This window comes from Pseudoalteromonas sp. SG45-1 (genome assembly GCF_014164135.1).
Classification (GTDB): Bacteria; Pseudomonadota; Gammaproteobacteria; order Enterobacterales; family Alteromonadaceae; genus Pseudoalteromonas; species Pseudoalteromonas distincta.
This window is the reverse complement of the sequence record NZ_JACJEP010000019.1, coordinates 14434-40197: the sequence shown is the minus strand read 5'-3', so window position 1 is coordinate 40197 and position 25764 is coordinate 14434. Positions and strand designations below refer to the sequence as shown.

The following is a 25764-nucleotide window of genomic DNA, read 5'->3' as shown; positions in this document are numbered from 1 at the left end:
AAAAAAGCCGCATAAGCGGCTTTTTTTTAACAATTAATGTGTTTAGCAATAACCAAACGACATTAAACGTTTGTAACGTTGATCAAGCATTTCTTCAAGCGTAAGTGCTTGTAAGTCTGCTAGGTCACGCTTAAGGCGTACTTTTAAATTACGTGCCATAGCATCGTAATTACGATGTGCACCACCTAGTGGCTCATCAACTAAGTTGTTGATTAAGTCTAGCTCTTTAACGCGCTCTGCAGTTACACCCATTGCTTCTGCTGCAAGCGGTGCTTTGTCAGCGCTTTTCCAAAGAATAGACGCACAACCTTCAGGCGAAATTACAGAATAAGTGCTGTACTGCAACATGTTAACTCTGTCGCCAACACCAATCGCTAATGCACCACCTGAACCGCCTTCACCAATAACCGTACATATTGTCGGCACTTTAAGTGACGCCATTACTTTTAAGTTACGTGCGATTGCTTCAGATTGACCACGTTCTTCAGCGCCAACACCTGGGTATGCACCTGGTGTGTCAATAAAGGTCATGATTGGCATTTTAAAACGCTCAGCCATTTCCATTAAGCGTAATGCTTTACGGTAACCTTCTGGCTTTGGCATACCAAAGTTACGTTTAATTTTTTCAGCAGTATCACGACCTTTTTGTTGGCCAATAACCATTACTGGTTCGCCATCTAAACGCGCAATGCCACCTAAAATAGCTGGATCGTTAGCAAAAGTACGATCGCCAGCAAACTCGTCAAATTCCGTGAAAATGCGCTCGATATAATCTCGAGTGTAAGGACGCAACGGATGACGTGCTAACTGTGATACTTGCCAAGCGCCTAAATTAGAAAAAATCTCCTGTTTTTGTTTGGCACTTTTTTCTTTTAATTTGCTGACTTCCTCTTCTAACTCAAGGTCTAATTCGCCAGCGCGGCTGATACTTTGTAATTCTTCAATTTTTGCTTCTAATTCTGCAATTGGAAGCTCAAAATCAAGATAATTGAGGCTCATGCTCTAAACTACCTAATTAGTTAAATTCTAGTTCTACATCTTGCGCAGCCATTAGTGATAACTTATGGATTAAGTCGTCACTTGGCGTAACACACCATTCGATCCCAAGAGTTAATTGCGCCAACGCATCTGGACGTTGGTAATAAACCTTGATCGGACACGTTCCCATTTTATAGGGTTCGAGTACTTTTTGTAATTTATCGAAGAAACCTGCCTCGATTTGCACCATGTTCAGCGTCATTTTAATCGCTTTAATACGCTTTTCACGCGCTTGAGCAATGGTGTTTATTTCTCTGGCGGTCATTGTAATACCACCGGAGAAGTTATCAAAGCTGACCTGTCCAGATATTACCAAGATATTGTTAACTTGGAGCATATCTTGGTACTTTTCAAACTCGTCTGAATACAAGCGTACATCAATCCGTGCACTCTTGTCATCTAAAGTTACTAAGGCCCAACGATTTCCTTTTTTATTAATTAATACCCTAGAAGCAATAACCAAACCAGCGGCCGTTGCAAACACATCACGATTAGTTGGCTGTAAATCAACTATTTTTCCGCTAGTGTAATGCCTAAGCTCACGGCGGTACTGATTTATTGGATGCCCAGTTAAATAAAGGCCTAGCGTCTCTTTTTCGCCATCTAACCACTCGTTATCAGTAAGCCCTGTGGCTTTAATAAAAGCTTGTTCAACTTCATCAGGCTCAGTGGCTAATAAACCAAATAAGTCACTTTGTCCTAATTGCTCAGCTTTGTTGTGTTGATCGGCCGCACGCATAGCATCTTTTAAACTGGCTAGTAATGTAGCACGCCCAGATTGGGTTTTCTCTGGTCCTAATTGATCCAAAGCACCCGCGTAAATTAATTTTTCGGTAACACGTTTATTTAAGCGTTTTAAATCAACACGGGCACAAAAATCAAATAAATCTTTAAATGGGCCGCCTTTTGCACGCGCTTCTAGGATTGCATCAACCGGTGCTTCACCCACGCCTTTTATCGCGCCAATGCCGTAAACAATTTCACCTTCAAGGTTTACTGTAAACTTAAACTCACCTGCATTTACGTCTGGTGGTAATAAGGTGAGCTTCATGTTTTCACATTCATCCACCAAAATAACTATTTTGTCGGTGTTATCCATATCGGCCGACATTACCGCAGCCATAAACTCTGCAGGATGGTGCGTTTTCATCCACAATGTTTGATACGATACGAGTGCGTAAGCTGCTGAGTGAGATTTGTTAAAACCGTAACCTGCGAACTTTTCTACCAAGTCGAAGATTTTTATCGCAAGCTCGCCGTCAATGCCGTTATTTCTTGCGCCATCTTCAAATGTTGAACGCTGCTTTGCCATTTCTTCGGGTTTTTTCTTACCCATTGCACGACGCAGCATGTCGGCGCCACCTAGCGTGTAACCTGCTAGTACTTGCGCAATTTGCATTACTTGTTCTTGATACAAAATAATGCCGTAGGTTGGATCAAGTATTGGTTTTAAGCTTTCGTGCTGATACTGCGCATCTGGGTATGAGATTTCTTCTCGGCCCAGTTTTCGGTCGATAAAGTTATCTACCATGCCTGATTGCAGTGGACCTGGTCGGAACAAGGCCACAAGTGCAATCATATCTTCAAAGCAGTCGGGCTTAAGGCGGCGTACTAAGTCTTTCATACCACGCGACTCTAGCTGGAATACAGCGGTCGTTTCGGCGCGAAGTAACAACTCAATACTTTTTTTATCATCCAGTGGAATGGTGTTTATATCAACGGGGTCTTTACCTTGGCGTTTCATGCGCACATTGGTCATATCGACCGCCCACTGCAATATAGTCAGTGTACGTAAACCCAAGAAATCGAACTTAACTAAGCCGGCTGTTTCTACATCGTTTTTATCAAACTGTGTTACTGGAAACTTACCTTCGTCATCGCAATAAAGCGCAGCGAAGTCGGTAATAGTGGTTGGCGATATTACTACGCCACCCGCATGTTTACCGGCATTACGTGTACACCCTTCAAGGATGCGACACATGTCGATTAAGTCTTTTACCTCATTGTCGCCATCGTAGGCTTCTTGCAAGCGCGGTTCTACATCAAACGCTTTGGCAAGTGTCATACCGGGGTCACCCGGAATCAATTTTGAAATTCGATCAACAAACCCGTAAGGATGGCCAAGCACTCGCCCTACATCGCGTATTACCGCCTTTGCAGCCATGGTACCAAAGGTAATAATTTGCGAAACCGCATCTCGACCATACAAAGCCGATACGTGATCAATTACTTCGTCTCGTCTATCCATACAAAAATCGACGTCGAAATCGGGCATTGATACACGTTCAGGGTTTAAGAATCGCTCAAAGAGTAAGTCAAACTCAAGTGGATCAAGGTCGGTAATTTTAAGCGCGTACGCAACTAACGAACCCGCACCTGAACCACGACCAGGTCCAACTGGAATATTATTATCTTTACTCCACTGAATAAATTCCATTACGATTAAGAAGTAACCTGGGAATCCCATTTGGTTGATTACACCGAGCTCAATTGCAAGACGCTCATCGTATTCAACACGTTTTACTTTTCTATCTTCTTCGTCGGGGAATAAAAACTGTAGTCGTTCTTCAAGGCCGTCTTGTGACACTTTAACTAAAAAGTCTTCAATTTTAAGCGAGCCGGTTGGGTAATCAGGTAAAAAGTAAGTACCTAATTGCACAGTTACGTTACAACGCTTAGCGATTTCTACGGTATTTTGTAGGGCTTCTGGAATATCGCTAAACAACTCAGCCATTTGCTCAGGTGTTTTTAGATATTGTTCTTCAGAGAACCGTTTAGGGCGGCGCTTATCATCGAGCGTGTAACCATCAAAAATAGCAACACGAATTTCGTGCGCTTCAAAGTTTTCGGGCTTTAAAAACACCACTTCGTTGGTCGCTACAACCGGTAGCTGCTCTTTAGCAGCAAGCTCTACCGCCATGTGCAAGTAATCTTCTTCAAGCGGTCGATTGGTGCGAACAAGCTCTAGGTAGTAGTTATCGCTAAAATGCTGCTTATAAAAACTAACAACCGATTCAATTACAGTCGGATTATTTTTTAATAACGCTTTACCTAAGTCACCGTCTTTAGCGCCTGAGAGAATAATTAAGCCTGCTTTTAGCTCAACTAACCACTCGCGGTCAATCACAGGGCGATGAAATACATGCCCACGCTGATACGCTTTAGATATCAGTAAGGTAATATTTTTATAGCCGTCATTGTCTTTGGCTAATATGGTTAAGCGGCTTGGCTCATCAGGAAACTCTGGGCTACGAACCCAAAAGTCAGCACCCACTATAGGTTTAATACCTGCATTATGCGTGGCGCCATAAAAACGCACTAAACCACAAAAATTCATTTGATCAGTAATTGCAATGGCTGGCATTTGCAGCTCTTGCGCTTTTGCGACTATTGGCTTTGTTTTAGCAAGGCCATCAACCATCGAAAAGTCTGAATGAACTCTTAAATGAACAAAATCAGGAGCAGCCATGCTTAGCCCTCACCATTGGCTTGCGCCAAAACGCGCTGCACAGGTTTAAAGCTTTTACGATGCTCGTCAATTGCACCGTATTGTTCAAGTGCTGCAAAGTGCGCTTTAGTGGGATACCCTTTGTGCCCTGCAAAACCATATTCTGGGTGGCGTTTATCAAGTTCAAGCATTTCGTCATCGCGCGCTACTTTAGCTAAAATAGACGCTGCTGAAATTTCGGCCACTAAGCTATCACCTTTAACAACAGCTTGTGCTGGCATTGCTAATTTAGGCAAACGATTACCATCTATAAATACAAATTCAGGTTGTGTGCTTAATGCCTCCACTGCGCGACTCATGGCAAGCATCGTTGCGTGCAAAATATTTAACTCATCAATTTCTGTTGGACTGCAGCGTCCATACGCGTAGCACAATGCTTTTTCTTTTATTTCAATTGCAAGTGCTTGGCGTTTTTTATCCGTTAATTTTTTAGAATCTGCTAAGCCTGCAATTGGTTTAGTGGGATCTAAAATAACGGCGGCAGTGACTACATCACCAACAAGCGGGCCGCGCCCTACTTCATCTACACCAGCAATTAAGGATACATTGGGTCTATCAATTTGCATTTATTAACTCCGCCACAGCATTGGCTGCTTGTTCACTGGCATTTAATCTAATTTTTTCGTGAATAGCTAAAAAGCGTGCTTTTAGCTCTTTGTTATCTGTGTTGAGCATAGGGGTAAGTGCGTTTGTTAAGTTAGTCACATTACACTCGGTTTGTAAAAACTCAGGCACTAGCTCTTCGTCAGCTAATAAATTAGGCAGCGAAAAGTACTTAATATTAAACGTAAATAAAGTTTTAAAAATCCAATAGCTCAAAGGCTTTATTTTATAGCCCACAACCATTGGCTTTTTATAAAGCATACCTTCAAGTGTTGCAGTGCCCGAGGCTAATAAAATAGCATCAGCAGCTTGCATCGCTAATTTAGATTGCCCATCTAGCAGGTTAACATTAAGGTTTGGCGCGGTAGCGTTTAATATATCACTAAACTGCGCTTTGCGTTTTTCGTTAACTAACGGCACCACAACTTTAAGGTTAGGGTTTTTAGCTTGCAACTCCGCGGCTGTTTTAATGTAAGTCTCGCTTAGCAAACCAACTTCAGAGCCTCGACTACCAGGTAGCAGCGCCAGTACTTTGTCATCAAGGCTTAAGCCGAGTTCTTCACGCGCTTTGGTATCGTCGTGCTCAAGTGCTATGTCGTCTGCCAAGGTATGCCCCACAAATGTACATGGCACTTGGTGCTTATCGTAAAATTCTTTTTCAAATGGTAATAATGCTAACACTAAGTTAGTGGCTGCACTTATTGTATGAATGCGCTTTTCGCGCCACGCCCAAACAGACGGACTTACATACTGTACGGTTTTAATACCCGCATCTTTAAGTGGTTTTTCTACACGTAAGTTAAAATCGGGTGCATCAATACCTATAAATACATCAGGTGGGTTATCTACAAAATGCTGCACGAGTTGTTTACGTATTTTAAGCAAACGTGGTAAACGCCCTAGCACCTCAACAAGCCCCATTACCGAAAGCTCATCCATGTCGTAAAGTGTTTTACAGCCCTGCGCTTGCATTTTAGGTCCTGCTATTCCTTCAAAAATAGCGTCCGGAAAGTGTTTCTTAAGGGCTTTAATTAAACCTTCACCTAAAATATCGCCCGACAGTTCACCTGCCACAATACCAATACGTAGTTGTTTTTTATCTTTATTCATTTGATTTTATTTCACAAGTAAACCAGGCGTTCATGCTTGTTAGTTTACCGTGTTTTACTGTTTGGTTAAACGCTTTAAATAACTGGTTTTTTATCACCTAAGTTAAGGCTTTATGTTGTTTGTTTTTAATACTGATGTAGCATAGGAAATATATATTAAGTTTTACTAATATGTATGTTGACAAAAATTGCACAAAAGTAAATACTATTACAAACTTTCAGTAATTACTGAAAGTTCATTAAACCTTAACTTTGCCAATTAAATGTTGCCCTGTTAATCCGTCACTCTCAAGGAGCCAATAATGATAGATGAAACCTTTGTGGATCTATCGCGATTACAGTTTGCTGTTACCGCTCTCTTTCATTTCTTATTCGTACCTTTAACGATAGGTATGACCTGGATTTTAGTTATTATGGAATCGGTTTATGTTATGACCGGTCGCGAAATTTATCGTGATATGACTAAGTTTTGGGGAAAATTGTTTGGTATTAACTTTGCAATTGGTGTGGCAACAGGCCTTACCATGGAATTTGAGTTTGGTACTAACTGGTCTTATTATTCCCATTACGTAGGTGATGTTTTTGGGGCCCCCCTGGCAATTGAAGGTTTAATGGCATTCTTTTTAGAATCGACCTTTGTAGGTATGTTCTTTTTAGGCTGGGACAGGCTTTCTAAACGCCAACATTTAGGCGCGACCTTTTTAATGGCCATTGGTACTAACATGTCGGCGCTGTGGATTTTAATTGCCAACGGTTGGATGCAAAACCCAGTAGGCGCTGAATTTAACTATCAAACCATGCGCATGGAAATGACCAGTTTTGCAGAGCTTGTGTTTAACCCTGTAGCCCAAGTTAAGTTTATTCATACCGTATCGGCAGGTTATGTAGCAGCGTCTATGTTTGTGCTTGGTATTAGTAGCTGGTACATATTGAAGGGTCGTGATTTAGCATTTGCTAAACGCTCTTTTTCAGTCGCATCAGGCTTTGGTTTAGCGTCAATTTTGTGTGTAATTTTACTCGGTGACGAATCAGGCTACGAAGTAGGCGAAGTCCAAAAAGTAAAACTTGCCACAATTGAAGCCGAATGGCACACAGAAGAAGCTCCGGCTGCGTTTACCGCATTTGGTTTTCCTGATTCAGAAGAGCAAGTAACACATGCAGCGGTTAAAATACCTTACGCACTTGGGTTAATTGCTACGCGCTCACTAGATGAGCAAGTAACGGGTATTAACGACCTAGAAAAACAACATGAAGTACGTATTCGCAACGGTATGATTGCTTATGAATACCTTACAAAACTCAGAAACGGTGAAGATACGCCAGATAATATCGCCAAATTTAATACTCTAAAAGATGATTTAGGCTATGGCTTGCTACTTAAGCGCTACACACCTGATGTTGTAGATGCTACTGAAGAACAAATTCAAAAAGCTGTTAAAGACTCTTTTCCTAAAGTAGGCCCTATGTTTTGGTCATTTAGGATTATGGTTGCCTGTGGTGTGGCCATGCTAGGTGTATTTATATTGGCATTTTACTACAACGCACACCGCGTTATTGAGCAAAAACGCTGGTTGTTATGGGCTGCCGTATTGAGTATTCCACTACCTTGGATAGCGATTGAGTTTGGCTGGATTGTTGCCGAGTATGGTCGTCAACCTTGGGCTATATCTGAAATACTGCCGACCTTTTTAGCCACGTCGTCACTAACAGTAAACGATATTTTAATTAGCTTAACTGGGTTTATTGTTTTCTATACTGGTTTAGCCATTGTGGAAGGCTGGCTGATGATCCGCTTTGTTAAGCAAGGGCCAAGCTCGCTACATACTGGTAAGTATCATTTTGAATTACCAAGCAAAGCTGATAAAACTGAAGGAGAGCAATCATGATTTTTGATTATGAAACATTAAAAATGCTTTGGTGGTTGATCATTGGTGTGCTGCTTATTGGTTTTGCTATTACCGATGGTATGGATATGGGCGTTGCTATGTTGCTCCGCCTCGTTGGTAAAACAGATTCAGAGCGCCGCACAGTAATAAACACAATTGGCCCGCATTGGGATGGTAACCAAGTATGGTTTATAACTGCAGGCGGCGCGTTATTTGCGGCGTGGCCTATGGTTTATGCAGCTGCATTTTCGGGCTTTTACTTTGCCATGATGCTAGTACTCTTTGCTTTGTTTTTTAGACCACTTGGATTTGATTACCGCAGTAAAGTAGACTCAAAACGCTGGCGTAATAACTGGGATTGGGGCTTGCTTGCAGGCAGCGCAATTCCAGCATTAGTTTTTGGTGTGGCGTTTGGTAATTTATTTTTAGGCGTACCGTTTAATATTGATAACCTTATGCGTGTTAGCTACCAAGGATCATTTTTTGGCTTGCTTAACCCATTTGGATTACTTGCAGGTTTAGTGAGTATTACCATGTTAGTTGCGCATGCGGGTATGTGGTTACAACTTAGAACAGCAGGTGTGGTCGCAGAGCGTTCGGGTCAATATGGTCGCTATTCTCTTATTGTGTTTATCGTGTTATTTGCTGCAGCTGGTTTTTGGGTGGCTAACTTAACGGGTTACCAAGTTGTATCTATGGCTGATACACAAAGTCATGCAGACCCTCTAGCTAAAGTAGTCACTACAGCGCAAGGTGCTTGGTTAAGTAATTACAGCACCCGTCCGTGGACAATGACCTTCCCTATTTTAGCCTTTGCAATGGCATTAAGTGCACTTGTGTTTTCAAAATTAAATAAACCTGCACTTGGACTTATTTCAACAAGCTTAATGTTAATTGGCGTAATTATGACGGCCGGTGTTTCTCTGTTCCCATTTATTATGCCATCGAGTAACAACCCTAATATTAGCTTAACAATTTGGGATGCGGTATCGAGCCATAAAACGCTCAATATAATGTTTGTTGCAGTGTGTATTTTTGTACCACTAATTTTGTCCTACACCACTTGGTGTTACGTAAAAATGTGGCGCAGAGTAACGGTAGAAGAAATTGAAAACAACACTCATGGTAGCTACTAAGGAGACTAAACAATGTGGTATTTCGCTTGGATTTTAGGTGTACTTTTGGCCTGTACCTTAGGTGTGATAAATGTAATGTGGTACGAATTTCATCAAAATAAAAACAGTATTGCTGATGATGAACAAGCCATGCACGATCTATTAAATGATGCTAACAACACAAAAGATGACGACTAACCCCCGGCCAGATCGCGCGCAGCAGCAATCACTGCGCGCTTTTTTAAAGCGTCAAAGTAAACCCGCTGCAGTGTGGTTAAAGTTAAGCATTGCACTGGGTACTTTTAACGCATTACTGATGATTGCAGGTGCTTATTTACTGGCTCAAGCTATTCATAATGTAATGTTTGAAGGTAATAATTTAGCCCAAGTCACTCATTTATTATGGCCCTTAGCAGGCATTATTTTATTGCGCGCGGTGTTTTTAGCGTTAAGTGAGCGCTTAAGTGCATTTGCTGCGCTTAAAATAAAATCGGCTATGCGCCAAACACTTCTCCATAAGCTCAGCTTACTTGGGCCTAGTTATATAGAACAACACGGCCAAGGCGCTACATTAAATACCCTGCATAATGGCGTTGAAGCACTTCACGACTATTATGCTAAATACTTGCCAGGTGTTGCTTACAGCGCGCTTATTCCGCTGGCAATATTGGTAGTTATTTTTCCGACAGATTATAAAGCTGGGCTGATATTTTTATTAACCGCCCCACTTATTCCTTTTTTCATGATTTTAGTAGGCTCTAAAGCCGAAGCTTTAAACCAAAAACGCTGGAAGCAACTTGCTGTACTGGGCAATTACTTTTTTGACCGCGTGCAAGGTTTAACTCAGCTAAAACTATTTAATGCAACACGTACCGAGCTTAAACAAATAGCTAAAATTTCAGATGATTTTAGACACGCGACACTCGATGTTTTAAAAATCGCGTTTTTATCATCATTTGCACTTGAGTTTTTAGCCACCATTAGCGTGGCACTCGTTGCCGTAATTATTGGTTTTAGACTATTTTTTGGCACTCTTGATTTTGCCACTGGCTTTGTGGTGCTACTTTTAGCGCCTGAATTTTATTTACCACTGCGCCAACTAGGTAGTCATTACCATGCACGTTTACAAGGTATTAGTGCGGCGGCCGATATGGTTGCGATTTTAAATGCCCCACTGCCAAGTGACGAAAATGCGTCAGTAACTACAAGCGCACCTGAAAACAATTTAACTTTAAATACAATTAATTCAATAAATATTACCGACCTTAATTTTATATACCCTGGTAGTAACGAAGGGATTAAAAATATAAATTTAACATTGCCAAATAAAGGCTTAATTGCAGTTGTGGGCAGTAGTGGCTCAGGTAAAAGTACGTTGTTTGATTGTCTATTAGGGTTTCACCCTGAGGTGATTAACAACCTATCTATTAATGATCAGAGTTTAAGTACAACCGATATTACTTACTTGCAAAATAATATTGCATGGATACCACAACAAGCGACGCTATTTTACGACACCATTGCTGCCAACATTAAATTGGCCAAACCCACTGCCACACAGCAAGAGCTTGAACACGCGGCAAAACAAGCTGGTGTGCTTGAATTTATTAATACCCTACCCGATGGTTTTAACACCCAGATAGGTGAGCAAGGTGAAGGGCTTTCTGGCGGTCAAAAACAACGTATTGCACTGGCTCGCGCATTTATAAAACAAGCACCAGTCTTAGTGCTTGATGAGCCCACTGCGCACCTTGATAGTCAAACAGAGCTGCTTATTCAAGATGCTATTAATGAATATGCTAAAAACAACTTAGTATTAGTTATTGCCCATAGATTAAATACCGTTAAACATGCCAGCAATATCATTGTGATGCACGATGGAAAAATAGCTGAGCAAGGTCACTTTGAAACACTTGCAGCGCAAAATGGTGCATTTGCTGACTTACTAAAAACGGCTGAACAAGGGGTGGTGCATGCGTAATTTTATTCGTTTATTAAAACTTTGTGCTCCTCATTACAAAGCTATGCTATTGGGTACATTTTTAGCGACGATTACGGTATTAGCTAATGTGGGCCTGTTGGCTATATCTGGCTGGTTTTTAGCATCAATGGCCGCTGCTGGTATTGCGGGCGTACAAATGAATTATTTTACTCCTGCCGGCACGATTCGTTTTTTAGCAATTGTGCGAACAGCATCGCGCTATGGCGAACGCCTAGTTACTCATAACGCCACGTTTTTATTACTAAGTGAAATACGTACCAATGTATTTGCAACGTTAAGCAAGCTTAACAATGTTGATTTAGCAATGAGCCGCAGCGCTGATCTAGTTAACCGATTACAAAACGATGTAGACGCACTCGACAAATTTTATTTAAACGTTTTACTTCCTATGCTGGTCGCTCTTTTAAGTGTGCCAATCATCATGCTGTTTATGTCGGCCTATAATGGCAACGTCGCCCTTATTTGCTTTACTGGCATTATACTTATTGGTGTGGTTATACCTGCCCTACTCAGCATAAAGCTCACTAAAAACAGCCATAAAGAAACACAACTTAGTGCACAACTTCGCTCTGAGCTTTCAGATACACTTACAGGCCTTAGAGAGCTTAGTATTTATCAAGCCCGTTCGCAGCAACTTAATAAGTGCGACGAATTAAGCGAGCAGTACAATCAGCAATTATTTATTCGCCACAAAGCACTGGCAAACTCAGATGGATTAAGCTTGTTGGTTGTTCAATTAGCCATGCTTGCTAGCATAGTAACCATTGTGCCGCTGGTTTACGCAAGCAGTATGGTAAATGTAGAACTTGCTATGTTAAGTTTATTTGTACTGGCAAGCTTTGAAAGCGTATTACTACTACCCAACGCGTTTATAGAGCTTCCAAATGTTTTAAAAGCAGCAGAGCGATTGTTTACACTTGAAGATAAAGCAGCTAGTACGCAAATTGAAAGTAAACATGTAGACATTGATGAAAACTTTAGCGCGCAAAATCACACGTTAGTACTTAACAATATTAGCTACCAATATGGTGAACAAACAGCGCTAACTAATATCAGTTTTGAACTAATGCCTCAGCAAAAAGTAGCGATTGTAGGTAGAAGCGGCAGCGGTAAAACGACGCTTGTAAATTTACTTACTGGTTTATGGCCTTTGCAACAAGGCAGCATAACGCTAAACAATCAAAATAGCGTTGTTGACTTACATTCGTTAAATAATGATATACGCGCAAATGTTATAAATATACTCGCCCAGCAGCACCATATTTTTGATGGCACATTAAGTGAAAACTTACGTTATGCCGCGCCAAATGCAACTAAAGAGCAAATGATTGAAGCGCTCGCATTAGCTCAATTGAGCCCATGGTTTAATGAGCTAAAAGAAGGTTTAAAAACACGTTTAGGCACTGGCGGGCGTAACGTGTCGCAAGGCCAATCTAGGCGTATAGCCATTGCCCAAGCATTACTTAAAAACCCTGCTATTTTAGTACTTGATGAACCAACAGAAGGTCTTGATAATCAATCTAAGCAAGGGGTAATGCAAGCAATAATGCATGTTATGAATAACGCCAGCGTGCTGACAATTACGCACGATCCCGCTCTACTTGCTCAAATGGATAATGTTGTATGGTTAGAAGGCGGTAAAGTAGTCGCACAAGGCTCTCATAAAGAGCTCAGTAGTACTTATCCCGACTATATTGCGCTAACTACCCGGTTTTAAAACCGTTACTGATACATCAATAACGCCGACTTTAGGGTCGGCTATCTTTTTAAACATACTCTTTGATAAATCAATAATACGACCTCGCACATACGGGCCTCTATCGTTAATTCTTACCGTGACTGATTTATTATTAGCGAGGTTGGTAACAACGACCTTAGTGCCAAAGTCGAACTCTAAATGGGCTGCTGTGGCGGCTTGTTGGCTAAAGCGCTCTCCGTTGGCAGTTGTTCTCCCGTGATATTTGTCAGCATAAAAAGATGCTTTACCAACTTGAGTAACCTCTCCAGTAGATGATTTAACAATAGGTTGGCTACTACAAGCGGCTAACGCTGAAGTAATAAAAAGAGTGACAACTAACTTAGGTAAACGCATAGGATGACTTTTATTATACAAATTAGATGCATACTAACTTGAGCTCGCTGAGTATTAACTGAATTAGGTCTAAACCGTGGGCAATAAAAAACCACCTTCGATTTATCATCTAGGGTGGTTTTTTTTATGCTTAGAGCAAAACGCGCGAATTATCTTACAATGCCGCGCTCTGAGCTTTTAACAAAGTCGACCATCAATTTCACAGCAGGGTACTTTTCAGCATCTTCTGTGAGAGATTCAATCGCTTCTTCAGCACCTAAGCTTTTACGGTAAAACGCTTTGTATGCACGGCGTACAGCCATAATTTCATCACTTTCGAAACCACGACGTTTCATGCCTTCTTTATTGATAGCGGCAGGACCTGCTGGCATACCAATGGTAGTAACAAAAGGTGGTACATCTTTGTTAACACCTGAATACATACCAATAAAGGCATGTGCACCAATTTTACAAAACTGATGAACTCCCGAATTACCACCTAAGATAACCCAGTCGCCTACATGTACATGGCCGGCCACACTTGCATTGTTAGCAAAAATTACGTTATCGCCAATTACCGCGTCATGTGCAACGTGTGTATAAGCCATAAATAAGTTATTACTACCAATTTTAGTAACGCCTTGGTCTTGAATTGTACCACGGTGAATAGTGGCACATTCACGGATAACATTGTTATCACCCATGACTAATGTGGTTGGCTCGTTGTTGTATTTTTTGTCTTGGCAGGCTTCGCCCACAGACGCAAACTGAAAAATATGATTGCCAGAGCCAATAGTTGATGGCCCTTTAACAACAACATGAGACTCAATAATACAGTTATCACCGATAACAACATCATTGCCAATATAACTATACGGACCAACTGAGACATTGTTACCTAGTTTAGCGCCAGGTTCGATTATTGCTGTAGAATGGATCACTATTAAAACTCTCTTCTCGCACACATAATTTCGGCACTACACACTACTTTGCCGTCGACTCTAGCTTCTGCTGCAAACTTCCAAATGTTGCGACGTTCTTTTAAAAACTCAACATGAAGGTGCATTGTATCACCTGGGATCACTGGCTGTTTAAAACGTGCGTTATCAACAGCAGCAAATAAATATAATTCGTTTTCACTACGATTTTCTACTGTTTTAAAACCTAATAAACCCGTGGCTTGCGCCATTGATTCTAATATTAGCACACCAGGAAAAATTGGCTGATTTGGGAAATGGCCAGTAAATATAGGTTCGTTTATAGAAACATTTTTAATAGCATGTAAAGATTTGCCAGGTGTAAAATCAATAACACGATCAATTAATAGCATCGGGTAACGGTGCGGTAATAAACTTAAAATTTCTTGAATATCAAGGCTATTTAATTCGTTTGCCAAAATAGCATCCTTATTAGTGTTCAACGTTATGACTTAGCCAATGCTTCCAGCGCTTTAAGACGAGATTTCATGTCTGAAAGGTTACGCAAGTGAGCTATTGATTTACGCCATTCTTTGTTTGTTGTATGGGGCATACCAGATGAGTAAATACCTGGTTCGGTGATTGATTTTGTCACCATACTCATGCCGGTAATTATAACACCATCACATACAGACATGTGACCATTAATTGCAACCATGCCACCAATTTGACAGTTTTTGCCAATGGTAACGCTTCCTGCAAGTACGGTGCAGCCCGCGATTGCGGTGCCTGAATTAACTTCAACGTTGTGCGCTATTTGACACTGATTATCGATAATAACATTGCTATGGATAATGGTATTATCCAGTGCGCCACGATCAATTGTCGTGCTTGCACCAATTTCAACTTTGTTACCTATGATCACAGAGCCAAGCTGAGGTATTTTAACCCATTGCCCGCGCTCGTTCGCATAGCCAAACCCATCACTACCTACAACACTATTTGCTTGAAACAAACAATCTGAACCAATTTCAACATCGTGATAAATAGTCACACTAGACCAAAGCTTAGTGCCAGAGCCTATTTTAACACGTTCTCCGATAAAACTGTTCGGACCAATTTGCGCATTGTCACCTATCACCGCGTCAGCTTCAATGACTGCATTAGCACCTATAGCGGCGCTGTCACTAACAATCGCTGTTGAATGAACCGTAGCACTTGGATGAATACCCGTCGAGGCTGAGCGTGGTGTAGTATCCATAAATTGCGCTAATTTTGCGTAACTTACGTACGGATTCGCAACAATAACTTTGCTACCACTAAAGTACTGAGCATCGGCTTGGCTTACTATTACAGCGCTAGCTTGAGTAGTTTCAAGTTGCGAGCGATATTTTGAGTTCGCTAAAAATGCAATATGCCCAGAATGGGCATTTGCAAGTGTCGCTATTTTTTTTATTTCTAAAGCGCCATCACCCTGAAGTTCGGCGCCTAGAAGTTCCGCAATTTGCGAAAGCGTATAATTTTGCATAGAGTGATTATTTCTTACTAACTGCAGCTACAACTTTAGACGAAAGATCAGTTACTTCTTTAGGATTAAAGTAAATTGTTGTGTCTTTTACTTTAACTTCGTCGAAGTCACCGTCTTTAGCAATTTCTTCAATTGTTTTGATGATCACACCTTGAACTTTAGCAAGTTCTTGGTTTTGGCGCGCTTTGATTTCTTGCTCTAAAGGACGACCTTGTTCAGCAAGATTTTTTTGCATGCCTTGAATTTTATCACGTAGTGCATCTTTTTGAGCTTGGCTCATAGTTGTACTTTCGCGTTTAAATTTTTCAGCTTCAAAACGAATATCGCCTTGTAACTTTTCAAGCTCTTGACGACGTTCAGCAAACTCAGTTTGTAAAGACTGTTCAATTTTAGCCATTTGAGGAATTTGCTTGTAGATTTCCTGCATATCAACAATACCTACTTTGTGTGCAAATGCATTCACAGAAGTACCCATCATTAAAGTTGCTAAAACTGCTACAGCTGTTGATTTAAATAATTTTTTCACAAAAAACTCCTTTAGAAAGTGTTACTAATGTTAAAGCTGATGGTTTTCGTATCGTCATCTTCTTCTTTTTGCAATGGATACGCAAAACTGATCAGCATTGGACCCATTGGAGAGATCCATTGTAATGAAAGACCGGTTGAAACCCTAAAGCGCATTGGGTCTGAATAGTCATCTAATTTAGCACGTTCATCAACGCCTAAGTTTTGATAGCGGTCTACGTTAAACTCAGTATCCCATACGTTTGCAGCATCAACAAAGAAGCTAGTACGTACAGAGCTGGTATTTTCTTCATCTAAGAATGGCGTAGGAACAATTAGCTCCATACCTGCCACTGCTTTAGCATTACCACCAATACGGCCTTGCGGCACTAGAATATCAAATTCTGATGCGCCACCAATGCTACCGGTTGTAGTACCGTCTGCACCTGGCGTACCTGGAATAGACTGAGGTATACGCGATACGGCACGTGGTAATATTGTATTACGGTCAAAGCCACGAAGTTCCATTTCCGTTATACGGAAGTATTCTTGGAATGGTAGTGTTTGCTCATACCCGTTTGTAGAACCATAACCATTACCATAACCAAGCGCTGCACGCGTTGAGAATACCCAACGGTGGTCATTTGATATAGGCCAGTAAAAACGCGAATCGTAATTCAGTTTAAAGTACTGAAGATCTGAGTTAGGCGTTGTTGCTGTTAAGTTTAGAGTTTGACGCGAACCCGCTGTTGGGAATAAACCACGGTTAACTGTAATACGCGACCAACCAACACTCAGCTCATACTTAGTAAAGTCAAAGCCTGCATCTGGGTTGTCTGGATCTAAGAATGTTTCACGAAGTACACGCGTTTGCTCGTACTCTGCAATATCCGAAAGCTCTTCTTTAATCCAACGGGCGCCAAAGTTAACACGATTTACAGCATCAATTGGAAAACCAATATTTGTGCCTAAACCATAACTTTTTGATTTGTACTCAACAAGACTGAATTTACTTGCATCGTAGTTTCTGTAAAAGATGCTACTGCCTTGCGATACACCATCTGGCGTAAAGTATGGGTCTGTGTACGATAAGCTTAAGCTTTCAGAACCTGTAGACGTGTTAAGGTTTAAACCAATTTGGTTACCTGTGCCTAAAAAGTTAGATTCTGTTACACCAATATTAAACTGCAGACCTAAGTAAGAACCATAAGCAAGACCAGCATTAAAGCTACCCGCTGATTGCTCTTTTACAGTAAAATCCACATCTACTTGGTCATCCACACCTGGTACAGGCACTACGTTAAAATCAACAGTTTCCATATAAGGCAAACGTTGAATTTGTAGTTTTGAACGCTCAAGGTTTTGATTAGATAACCAGGCGCCTTCAAGTTGTGTCATTTCACGGCGAAGTACTTCATCAGCTGTATTTTGGTTACCACCAACAATAATACGACGAACGTATACACGCTTACCTGGATTAACCGATAGTGTTAGTTGTACTTCTTGCTTTTCGTCGTCAATTTCTGGAATTGTACGCACTTCAGCATTAGCGTAACCAAAACGTGCTAAGTAGCTTTTAATAAATTCTTCTGACGAAGTAACGACTGAGCCATTGTAAAGCTCACCCGCTCTAAGTGGGATAACACTTTTAATTAAGTCTTCACGGCCAAGCAAGTCACCAATAAAGTCAAAGCCTTTAACGGTATATTTTACGCCTTCGGTTAAGTTAGCTGTAACGTAAACTGATTCACGTTCAGGGCTCACTGATACTTGCGTTGAATCGATATTAAAACGTAGGTAACCACGGTCTAAATAATAACTACGAATTTTTTCTAAATCGCCTTCAATGGTTTGCTTTTGGTAGCGATCGCTACCCATAAACTGCCACCAAGGTAAATCTTGCTGCGATTCAGCAAGTTTAAGAAGCTCTTCATTAGAAAAAAGTTCATTACCCACTAAGTTAATTTGTCGGATAGAAGCTGCATCACCTTCATCAAACTCTAATTTAAGTTTAACGCGGTTACGAGGCAACTTAGTAATACTGATATCTACTTTAGCGTTGTATTTACCAATACTGTGGAAAAACTCAACTAAGCCCTTTTCGATACTATCGATAACGGTTTTATCAAGTGGTTCACCTTGGCGAATATCTTGCTGATCAAGAGACTCATTAAGCTGCTCGTCTTTAATGTCTTTATTGCCTTCAAACTCAATGAAGCTGATGGTAGGACGTTCCGTTACTTTAAAAATAACGTTGTTGCCATCACGAAGGGCTTTTATGTTATCAAAGTGCCCAGAACGATAAAGTGACTTTATTGTTTTTGAAATCGTATAGTCATCAACATTATCGCCTACGTTAATAGGAATATGTGTTAGCGCTGCACCAAGTGCTACACGCTGTAAACCTTCAACTTTCAGGTCTTCAACAATAAAGGAGTTTTGGCCTAGGGCTGCAAAACTTGCACCCAATAAACTTGTTACTGCCAAATGTTTTTTTATAGCCATTTTATTATCTTTATCCTTTACAACTGTATTACCGCATAACACCCTACTAAAGTGGTGCTTTACAATCGTGTTCTAATTAGTAATTTGCCACGCTGTAAAACTACAAACGCGATACATCATTGAACAAAGCGAAACATGTTAGAAAAATGAGCAACAAGGCGCCCACTTTAAAACCAAACTCTTGTGTCTTTTCAGAGACCGGCTTTTTACGAAAAAGTTCAATTATGTAATACATTAAGTGTCCACCATCAAGTACTGGTAAGGGTAATAAATTAAATACACCCAAGTTAACGCTTATTAAGGCTAAAAAGCTTAAAAAGGCCACTAACCCATAGCTTACGCTAGTTCCAGCGCCTACTGCAATGCCCACAGGGCCACTTAAATTCTTAACCGAAACCTGGCCTGTAATTAAATTACCAATCATGTCAAAACTGAGTGTAATTAAGCGCCACGTTTCTTTTGTGCCTCGCACGATACTATCGAGCGGGCCGTAATGTCTAGTCTCTACATAACCATCAGGCCATTGCTGTACAACAGGAGCAACACCTAAAAAGCCTTGCTCAATACCGTTATTATCAATGCGCCCTTTAGGGGTTACTGTAATGGCTTTTATAGTATCTTGTCTTTTTACACTAAATTGTAAAGATTTGTTAGCTGATTGCGTAATAAGATTAACTAATTGCTGCCAATTGCTTATTGTTTCACCGTTTACAGCCAAAATTGTGTCATTAACTTGTAAATTAGCGTGTTCTGCAGCTGAGTCTTTAGTTACGGCGGCAATTGTTAAAGTTGCTTGAGGTCTAAACGGTACAATACCTAACGAGCTTAATGGTGGCACGTCTTGCTGATCTAGTTTCCACCCCTCTAAATTAAGCGTTTTAACACGTGGTTGAAGGTTTTTATCGCGCACTATCACTTCAACGCTTTCTTCACCTAAATTAGACATAAGTGCAAACGTGGCATCTTGCCAGGTCGTTATATCATCATCACCAATTTTTATAATATGTTGAGAAGGCATAATGCCCGCTTGCTCTGCTCGGCTACCCTCGGTAATACTACCTACCACAGGCTTTACCGACTGCACACCCACCATATACATTACAGCAAGAGCAAAAATGGCAAACAAAAAGTTGGCCATTGGACCCGCTGCAACTATGGCAATACGTGCTTGTACAGATTTAGCGTTAAACGATAAATGACGTTGGTTTGCCGGCACGTCATCAACACGCTCATCAAGCATTTTTACATAACCGCCTAATGGAATAGCCGCAATCACATATTCGGTATTATATTTATCGTGCCATTTTAATAGTGGCTTACCAAAGCCAATTGAAAAACGCAGCACTTTAACGCCCATTTTTCGTGCAACCCAAAAATGGCCATATTCATGTATGGCCACTAAAATACCAAGCGCTAAAATAAATGAGCCAAGATTCCAAAAAAAATCAAACATATTAATGCGCCACTTTTGTTATAAATTCTGAAGCGCTAATACGCGCTAATTTATCGCACTCTAAAATTTCATCTAAGCTTTGTACATTGGTATACGTTGCAGATTCAAGCGTTTGTGCATTTATTTTGTATATATCAGTAAAACCAATTTTACCGTTTAAGAATGCACTTACTGCTATCTCATTTGCAGCATTAACCGTTGTAGTCGCGCCCTGCCCTGCACTACACGCATCAATCGCTAATTGTAAATTTGGATAGCGAGAAAAGTCAGGCTTGGTGAATGAGAAATCACATATATCAGAGAAGTTTAACGGTTTAACGCCTGCATTAATTCGCTCAGGGTATGCAAGTGCATGGGCAATTGGCGTGCGCATATCAGGGTTACCCATTTGCGCTAAAATAGAACCGTCATGATATTGCACCATTGAGTGAATAATACTTTGTGGATGAATCACTACGTCTATATCACTGGTGTCGCAATTGAATAACCACTTAGCTTCAATAAACTCTAAGCCTTTATTCATCATAGTGGCCGAGTCTACTGATATTTTTTGACCCATCGACCAGTTAGGATGCGCCACGGCTTCACTTACAGTTACATCTTTTAGTGTGTTTATATCGCGCGTTAAAAACGGGCCACCAGAACCGGTAAGCAAAATTTTACTTACGCCATGTTGCTGTAAATTTTGATCGCCTTTGGCACTTTGTAACGAAGAAGGTAGACATTGAAAAATAGCATTATGTTCGCTATCAATTGGCAGCAAGGTCGCTTTATGTTGTTTAACTTTATCAATAAACAACTGACCTGACATAACTAACGATTCTTTATTAGCAAGGAGTACTTTTTTACCTGCTTCTACTGCACTTAATGTTGGCAGTAAACCAGCGGCACCTACAATTGCCGACATCACGACATCAACATCTGGGTGAGCACATAAGTCGCACATTGCTTGCTCGCCGTGCATAACAAGCGTTTGGCATGGTGTATTAGCTAAATAAGCAGATAACTGCTCAGCGGCTTGCTGGGTAGCCATAATCGCATAAAGTGGTTCGTGTTCAATACACAGCTCAGCCATTTTTTTTGCGTTTTGCCCTGCAGCTAAAACAAAAACATCAAATAACTCTTTATTGCGCGATACAACATCTAGTGTACTTAAACCAATTGAACCTGTTGCGCCTAAAATAACCAGCAATTGCTTTTGGCTCATAAACTAAGAGTCCACGCATAGCACATTACAAACATTGGAGCTGCAGCCGTTAAGCTGTCAATGCGATCTAAAATACCGCCGTGCCCAGGTAAACAACGGCCGCTATCTTTTAAACCAGCTTCACGTTTAAACATGCTTTCAAGTAAATCACCTACCGCAGAGAACAATGCAATAAATGCAGTCATTATCGCGTAGATAGGCCAAACACCTAAATCAACATCGGTAAAGTGACAAAATGCTAAAACAAAAATGATAGAAGCGACTACACCGCCTGCTAACCCTTCAATTGTTTTATTAGGGCTCACTTTTGGCATAAGTTTATGCTTACCAAAGCTCTTACCTGAAAAATAAGCACCAACGTCTGCACTCCACACAATACCCAATACGACTAAAATAAGTACAGAGCCAAAATGTGTTGATTCAGCATATTGCGCACTGCGCAGCGTATTTAGTGCAAGCCATAACGGCACAAGTGTTAATAAACCTGCAATGCCGCGCATTACTAGACCTTCATTCCACGCTTTAGCCATCTCTGGATAGCGCCAAATTAAATAACTAGCAACAATCCACCAAGCAAACGAAAGCGTAAATAAGTAATTCGCATCACCTACTAGCTTGCCACTTTCCCATAGTGATTCAATAGGCCAATGTAAATTAAGCAGGCCAAGTAAGGCTGCAATCAATACAACAAAAGCACCACGTTTGAGCTTATCGCATAAACCCATAAACGCAGACCATTCCCATGCGCCTAATAATACTATTGCACCGGCAAAGTAACTAAATAACGTAAGCGGTGTATAAAAAACCAAAGCTAATGCCGATGGTGCAAGCACAAGTGAGGTTAAAATTCGTTGTTTTAACAAAATGTGACCCTTATTCTATTTAGGTTTGAGCGAGTAATTGTTTTATTTGTTCGCCCGTACAACCAAAACGTCGCTCTCTGGCAACGTAACACGCTATAGCCTCAGCAAATGCTGCTTCATTAAAATCAGGCCAAAGTGTTTCGGTAAAGTAAAGTTCTGCATAAGCAACTTGCCATAGTAAAAAATTACTAATACGAACATCGCCACCAGTGCGAATAAGTAAATCAGGTTCTGCCTGATCTGCCATGCTCATATGCTGTGCTAAGCGCTCTTCTGTAATATCTTCTGCGTTGAGTGTGCCTTGCGCAACTTGCAAAGCAAGTTGTTTAGCCGCGTTAGCCATATCCCAACGACCACCGTAATTAGCTGCAACATTTAAGCGCAATCCGGTATTATTTTCAGTCAGCTTATGCGCAGCGTCTACCTTGCTACGTAATCCTTCAGAAAATCGTGATAAGTCTCCAATAATGGTCAGTTTTACATTGTTTTTATGAAGCTTTTTAACTTCCTTTGTTAAAACAAATAAGAAAAGCTCCATTAAAGTGTTTACTTCGTCTTCAGGGCGGCGCCAGTTTTCACTACTAAAAGCAAATAAGGTTAGCGATTGTATCCCTAATTTAGTACAAAACTGAACAGATTGACGAACTGCGTCTACGCCTTTTTTATGCCCGTACACACGAGGTCTATTTCTAGCTTGTGCCCAACGTCCGTTCCCATCCATGATGATAGCAACATGTTTGGGTAAACATTGCTGTGAAATTGTGTCAGCATCTAGAACCATAAATATCGAGTATTCCATAAAAAAACGCCGCCTAGTATACCCTAGACGGCGTTTCAAAACTAATAATTTTAATAGGTCCTGTCTACCTTTCAGGATTGTAATTTATTCAATCTAGGCAGAACCCTTTGGGCAGCGCGTTTTTAGATTTTATGCATTGCTATCGCCTAATAATGAGTAATAACCACACTACGTAGGCTCTGCCTTGCCTTAAAGCCAAACACACTACTGCAAATTTAACCTCAAAAGATAAACAGGGACTTACTTAGATTTCCATTAACTCTGCTTCTTTAGCAGCTAATAGAGTATCCATTTCTTTGATAAACTTATCTGTAAGTTTTTGAATCGCATCATCTGATTGACGCGCTTCATCTTCAGATATTTCTTTATCTTTTAATAAACCTTTTACATCGCCATTAGCATCACGACGAATGTTACGAATAGCAACACGACCGCCTTCAACTTCGCCACGTACAATTTTGATTAGGTCTTTACGACGCTCTTCTGTAAGTGGAGGAAGAGGTACACGAATAACAGTACCTGCCGACATAGGGTTTAAACCTAAGTCAGACGCCATAATTGCTTTTTCAACAGCTTGCGCTAAAGACTTATCAAATACACCAATAGCAAGTGTACGAGAATCTTCAATTGTTACGTTAGCAACTTGGTTTAAAGGCGTTGGTGCACCGTAGTACGACACCATAATGCCATCTAGGATTGCAGGATGTGCACGGCCAGTACGAATTTTAGATAATTGGCTACCTAGTGCAGTTACACTTTTTTGCATGCGCGCTTGCGCGTCTTTTTGAATATCGTTAATCACGGTTTAATCCTAATTATTTGATTATTTCATCTGAGGCTTGTGAAGAAATAAGTGTTCCTTCTTCTTCACCCATAATTACGCGTTTTAGCGCGCCTGATTTATTCATATTAAATACGCTCAATGGCATATTGTGATCGCGGGCTAGAGTAAATGCCGCTAAATCCATAACTTTTAATTCTTTTTCAATGATTTCATTGTAGCTTAAGTGGCTGTAAAGCGTCGCTTCTGGGTTTTTAACAGGATCATCACTGTACACGCCATCCACTTTAGTCGCTTTAATTACTGTATCCGCTTCAATTTCGATACCGCGTAAACACGCTGCAGAATCGGTAGTAAAAAATGGGTTACCGGTGCCTGCTGCAAAAATAACAACGCGGCCAGTTTTCAATAAACTAATTGCTTCAGCCCAGTTATAAGCGTCACATACACCATTTAGCGGAATAGCCGACATTAAGCGACAGTTTACAAATGCACGGTGTAGCGCATCACGCATTGCAAGGCCATTCATAACCGTTGCAAGCATACCCATGTGGTCGCCTACTACGCGGTTCATACCTGCTTCTGCAAGTGAACCACCGCGTAAAAAGTTACCTCCACCAATAACTAAACCCACTTCTACGTCAAGCTCTACTAGCTCTTTAATTTCTTGTGCCATACGGTCTAAAACTTTAGGGTCGATGCCGAAGCCTTCGTCTCCCATTAAAGCTTCACCACTTAATTTGAGAAGAACACGTCTGAAAATAGGTTTGCGATTGATAGTCATAGTATAGGGGCCAACTTTTATTGAATTATGGATAAAAAATAACCGCGCTTATGTTAAACATAAAAGCGCGGTTATTTTAAAGAATTTCTAGCTGTGAAGCAAAACCAAATAGTACTTTAATTGCATCTAATTTCCTTTTGCATCACAAATAGTTAATCTTACTGACCTTTAGCAGCTGCAATTTGAGCAGCAACTTCAGCAGCAAAATCTTCTTCTTTCTTCTCGATACCTTCACCAACTTCTACACGTACAAAGCCAGTAACTGTTGCATTTTTCTCTTTAAGAATATCGCCAACAGATTTTTTAGGTTCCATGATGAAAGCTTGACCAGTAAGAGAAACCTCACCAGTGAATTTTTTCATGCGACCAACAACCATCTTCTCAGCGATTTCAGCAGGCTTGCCTTCATTCATCGCGATTTCGATTTGTACTTGCTTTTCTTTTTCTACAACGTCAGCTGGTACGTCAGAAGGAGTTAAGTACTCTGGACGTGAAGCAGCAACGTGCATTGCAACGTGCTTAAGTGTTTCTTCATCAGCAACACCTGCAACAACAACACCGATACGGTCGCCATGACGGTACTCAACTAGGTTTTCACCAGCGATGTACTGCAGACGACGTACGTTGATGTTTTCGCCAATTTTAGTTACTAGCTCAACACGGTCTTCTTCAAACTTAGCTTGTAAGTCTTCGATAGTAAGAGTGTCAGCAATTGCAGCTTCAGCAACTTTATCAGCAAATGCTAAAAAGCTTACGTCTTTTGCAACGAAGTCTGTTTGACAGTTAACTTCTACTAGTACTGCAACACCAGCGTTTTGCTTGATGATGATAGTACCTTCAGCAGCAATGTTACCTGCTTTTTTAGCAGCTTTAGCAGCGCCACTTTTACGCATGTTTTCAATCGCTAACTCGATGTCGCCATCAGTCTCAGTTAACGCTTTTTTACAATCCATCATGCCAGCGCCTGTGCGCTCGCGTAATTCTTTAACTAGGGCAGTAGTTACAGCCATTAGTAAATCCTCAAATCTGAAATCTGGTTTAGATAAGCGGGTTACCCGCTCTACAAGAATAACAAGTCTTCACCTTAAAAA

22 protein-coding genes are annotated in these 25764 nt (G+C 40.8%); 5 read left to right on the top strand and 17 right to left on the bottom strand.

Features of this window, described 5'->3' with window-relative positions; translation table 11 throughout:
* Positions 1–42: 42 nt before the first annotated feature.
* The 4 genes from accA to lpxB are packed head-to-tail and all read right to left on the bottom strand — an operon-like array spanning position 43 to position 6259.
* Positions 43–999 (bottom strand): acetyl-CoA carboxylase carboxyl transferase subunit alpha, encoded by a 957-nt coding sequence (gene accA / locus H5117_RS15115; protein ID WP_002958297.1) that lies wholly within the window; start codon positions 997–999, stop codon positions 43–45.
* Positions 1000–1015: 16 nt separating this feature from the next.
* The gene (dnaE, locus tag H5117_RS15110; RefSeq protein ID WP_002958298.1) at positions 1016–4507 is read right to left on the bottom strand and encodes a DNA polymerase III subunit alpha; all 3492 of its coding nucleotides are present in this window, start codon (positions 4505–4507) and stop codon (positions 1016–1018) included.
* A gap of 2 nt (positions 4508–4509) precedes the next feature.
* On the bottom strand, positions 4510–5112 hold the full coding sequence (gene rnhB, locus H5117_RS15105; protein ID WP_182738547.1) for a ribonuclease HII: 603 nt from the start codon (positions 5110–5112) through the stop codon (positions 4510–4512).
* Positions 5102–6259, bottom strand: coding sequence for a lipid-A-disaccharide synthase (lpxB, locus tag H5117_RS15100; RefSeq protein ID WP_002958300.1), 1158 nt, complete (start codon positions 6257–6259; stop codon positions 5102–5104). The genes rnhB and lpxB overlap by 11 nt, the downstream gene beginning before the upstream one ends.
* A 301-nt stretch (positions 6260–6560) precedes the next feature.
* Between lpxB and H5117_RS15095 the strand changes: the two genes are divergently transcribed.
* From H5117_RS15095 to cydC, 5 genes are read left to right on the top strand one after another with little or no spacing between them, the layout of a single operon-like run.
* The gene (locus tag H5117_RS15095; RefSeq protein ID WP_182696042.1) at positions 6561–8144 is read left to right on the top strand and encodes a cytochrome ubiquinol oxidase subunit I; all 1584 of its coding nucleotides are present in this window, start codon (positions 6561–6563) and stop codon (positions 8142–8144) included.
* Complete coding sequence (gene cydB / locus H5117_RS15090; protein WP_220491793.1) at positions 8141–9280, top strand: cytochrome d ubiquinol oxidase subunit II; 1140 nt, start codon at positions 8141–8143, stop codon at positions 9278–9280. The genes H5117_RS15095 and cydB overlap by 4 nt, the downstream gene beginning before the upstream one ends.
* A 12-nt stretch (positions 9281–9292) precedes the next feature.
* Positions 9293–9457, top strand: a complete 165-nt coding sequence (gene cydX / locus H5117_RS15085; RefSeq protein ID WP_002958303.1) for a cytochrome bd-I oxidase subunit CydX — start codon at positions 9293–9295, stop codon at positions 9455–9457.
* Positions 9447–11240 carry a thiol reductant ABC exporter subunit CydD gene (cydD, locus tag H5117_RS15080; RefSeq protein WP_182738573.1) on the top strand — a complete coding sequence of 598 codons (1794 nt, stop codon included), beginning with the start codon at positions 9447–9449 and terminating at the stop codon, positions 11238–11240. Before cydX ends, cydD begins: the two co-directional genes overlap by 11 nt.
* Complete coding sequence (gene cydC / locus H5117_RS15075) at positions 11233–12978, top strand: thiol reductant ABC exporter subunit CydC (protein WP_182738544.1); 1746 nt, start codon at positions 11233–11235, stop codon at positions 12976–12978. Before cydD ends, cydC begins: the two co-directional genes overlap by 8 nt.
* Here the strand turns inward: cydC and H5117_RS15070 are convergent.
* From H5117_RS15070 to tsf, 13 genes are all read right to left on the bottom strand, one after another.
* Positions 12961–13353, bottom strand: a complete 393-nt coding sequence (locus H5117_RS15070) for a septal ring lytic transglycosylase RlpA family protein (protein ID WP_149602336.1) — start codon at positions 13351–13353, stop codon at positions 12961–12963. The genes cydC and H5117_RS15070 overlap by 18 nt on opposite strands.
* 149 nt (positions 13354–13502) lie before the next feature.
* Positions 13503–14273, bottom strand: coding sequence for an acyl-ACP--UDP-N-acetylglucosamine O-acyltransferase (gene lpxA / locus H5117_RS15065; protein ID WP_182712632.1), 771 nt, complete (start codon positions 14271–14273; stop codon positions 13503–13505).
* Positions 14274–14275: 2 nt separating this feature from the next.
* On the bottom strand, positions 14276–14728 hold the full coding sequence (fabZ, locus tag H5117_RS15060; protein WP_002958310.1) for a 3-hydroxyacyl-ACP dehydratase FabZ: 453 nt from the start codon (positions 14726–14728) through the stop codon (positions 14276–14278).
* Positions 14729–14754: 26 nt separating this feature from the next.
* Positions 14755–15777 carry a UDP-3-O-(3-hydroxymyristoyl)glucosamine N-acyltransferase gene (gene lpxD, locus H5117_RS15055; RefSeq protein WP_024596249.1) on the bottom strand — a complete coding sequence of 341 codons (1023 nt, stop codon included), beginning with the start codon at positions 15775–15777 and terminating at the stop codon, positions 14755–14757.
* A gap of 7 nt (positions 15778–15784) precedes the next feature.
* Complete coding sequence (locus H5117_RS15050) at positions 15785–16303, bottom strand: OmpH family outer membrane protein (RefSeq protein WP_002958312.1); 519 nt, start codon at positions 16301–16303, stop codon at positions 15785–15787.
* Positions 16304–16314: 11 nt separating this feature from the next.
* Positions 16315–18786, bottom strand: coding sequence for an outer membrane protein assembly factor BamA (bamA, locus tag H5117_RS15045; RefSeq protein WP_024596248.1), 2472 nt, complete (start codon positions 18784–18786; stop codon positions 16315–16317).
* A gap of 100 nt (positions 18787–18886) precedes the next feature.
* Positions 18887–20239 (bottom strand): sigma E protease regulator RseP, encoded by a 1353-nt coding sequence (gene rseP / locus H5117_RS15040; protein WP_002958314.1) that lies wholly within the window; start codon positions 20237–20239, stop codon positions 18887–18889.
* A gap of 1 nt (position 20240) precedes the next feature.
* Complete coding sequence (ispC, locus tag H5117_RS15035; protein ID WP_154903577.1) at positions 20241–21446, bottom strand: 1-deoxy-D-xylulose-5-phosphate reductoisomerase; 1206 nt, start codon at positions 21444–21446, stop codon at positions 20241–20243.
* Positions 21443–22309 carry a phosphatidate cytidylyltransferase gene (locus H5117_RS15030; RefSeq protein ID WP_024596496.1) on the bottom strand — a complete coding sequence of 289 codons (867 nt, stop codon included), beginning with the start codon at positions 22307–22309 and terminating at the stop codon, positions 21443–21445. Before H5117_RS15030 ends, ispC begins: the two co-directional genes overlap by 4 nt.
* A 19-nt stretch (positions 22310–22328) precedes the next feature.
* Positions 22329–23108 carry an isoprenyl transferase gene (locus H5117_RS15025; RefSeq protein ID WP_024596497.1) on the bottom strand — a complete coding sequence of 260 codons (780 nt, stop codon included), beginning with the start codon at positions 23106–23108 and terminating at the stop codon, positions 22329–22331.
* A gap of 244 nt (positions 23109–23352) precedes the next feature.
* Positions 23353–23874 (bottom strand): ribosome recycling factor, encoded by a 522-nt coding sequence (frr, locus tag H5117_RS15020; protein ID WP_206013162.1) that lies wholly within the window; start codon positions 23872–23874, stop codon positions 23353–23355.
* A gap of 49 nt (positions 23875–23923) precedes the next feature.
* Positions 23924–24673: a UMP kinase gene (gene pyrH / locus H5117_RS15015; RefSeq protein WP_024596498.1), complete on the bottom strand. Its 750-nt coding sequence runs from the start codon at positions 24671–24673 to the stop codon at positions 23924–23926.
* Positions 24674–24831: 158 nt separating this feature from the next.
* Positions 24832–25683 (bottom strand): translation elongation factor Ts, encoded by an 852-nt coding sequence (gene tsf, locus H5117_RS15010; RefSeq protein ID WP_002958320.1) that lies wholly within the window; start codon positions 25681–25683, stop codon positions 24832–24834.
* Positions 25684–25764: the final 81 nt, after the last annotated feature.